Origin of the sequence: Streptomyces milbemycinicus (assembly GCF_002154605.1) — a bacterium.
Classification (GTDB): Bacteria; Actinomycetota; Actinomycetes; order Streptomycetales; family Streptomycetaceae; genus Streptomyces; species Streptomyces milbemycinicus.
In genome coordinates, this window is the sequence record NZ_MUNE01000197.1 from 1 (window position 1) to 1338 (window position 1338).

Here is a 1338-nt window from a genome sequence, read left to right on the forward strand (position 1 = left end):
GGCCGCCGACGCTGACCTGGTCCATGAACGGAGGCCTGTCGACGCCGGTGTCGATGCGCAGCGTCAACAGCAGCACGTCGTGGTCGCTCATGACGTGGCAAACGTGGCGCAGGACCTGGGTCGGCTCGGCGAAGTTGTACAGCGTCCCGCCGGCCAGGACGACGAAGCGGACCGGATCGGCACCATCGTGGCCGGGTGTGCGCTCAGCGGTGAGGACGCGGGCGAGATCGGGGCCGGTGAAGTCGCCGCGGCACAGCTCGAAGCGCTCCGCATGAGCGGGGAAATCAACTCGGAGATTCTCGCTGGCCAGCTCAAGAATCTCTGCGCTGATGTCGATCGCGCGATAGCCGGTCAGGCGGGACCTGTCCAGCAGGTGGCGGATCAGCCCGCGCACGGGACGCGTCGTTCCCGGCCCGAGATCGACGATCCGCACCGGCGACGATGACGGCGCAAGGGCGAGTAGCTGCTCGGCGTGGCAAGTCAAGATCGTGTCGAAGTCGCTGAGCATCGGCGCGAGTTCGGGGTTGGACGGTACTTCGCCCGCGCGCCACATCTCGCTCCCATCGCCGAGGTAGGTCAGTTCGTACGGGAACTCGGCACGATGGTTGAGGGAATCGACGATGGCATCCACCTGTGTCGCCGAGTAGGTGCAATAAAAGTCTTCGTGCGGCGACACCGCATGCTGCTGTACACACGTCACGGCAGACAGTAGATCGCCAGCCACATACGTCCGTCTACTCCTTCTGCAATCGCGCTTGCAAGGCCACCGCTCGCCGTCGACGCCGGCATTACCGGGAGGAGTGCGAGCTCGTGGCGCGACCGGCCCGGTGTGCGGGACCCGTTTCGCGTTGGGCCACGGCCATCGGCGCGATGCCATCTATGACCGCCCGCCGCTTCGACCAGGCCCGGTTCACCTGGCAGTCTCACTGACCCCGCCGAGTGAGAGCAGTGACGGCATCCGTCATTCGGCGCTCACCCATGACGGTTTCCGGCAGCTACCGCCTGCTGATTGGGGACGCGGTCTTCCTGATGTGGCCCTTCCACGACGCCGGTCCGGCCCCCGCCATCGTGGACGCGATCAAGTGGCATGCCGGCCGGGTCGTGTTCCTGTCGTCCGGCGCCGTCCAGGAGGGCGTGGCGCCCGAGCGGCAGGCGCACCCCGTGGGCCGGTCCCATGCGCGCGTGGAACAGCTCATCGAGCGGTCCGGACTCGTATGGACCCATCTGCACCCGAGCACCTTCGCCGCGAACACCCTGTGGTGGGCCGGCCAGATCCGCGCCGGGGACGTCGTACGGGGCGGGTACGGGGCCGTGCCCATGGCCCTCCTCCACGAGGCG

The 1338-nt window shown here is 67.8% G+C and carries 2 protein-coding genes; one reads left to right on the plus strand and one right to left on the minus strand.

Annotated features, from left to right (window positions below):
• A partial coding sequence (locus CCN51_RS17450) for an L-histidine N(alpha)-methyltransferase (protein ID WP_245881638.1) occupies positions 1-724 on the minus strand: 724 nt, incomplete at its 3' end.
• A 254-nt stretch (positions 725-978) separates the two neighbouring features.
• Here CCN51_RS17450 and CCN51_RS17455 point away from each other — a divergent pair.
• Positions 979-1338 (plus strand): SDR family oxidoreductase (locus CCN51_RS17455; protein ID WP_425444762.1); only part of this gene is annotated, 360 nt, incomplete at its 3' end.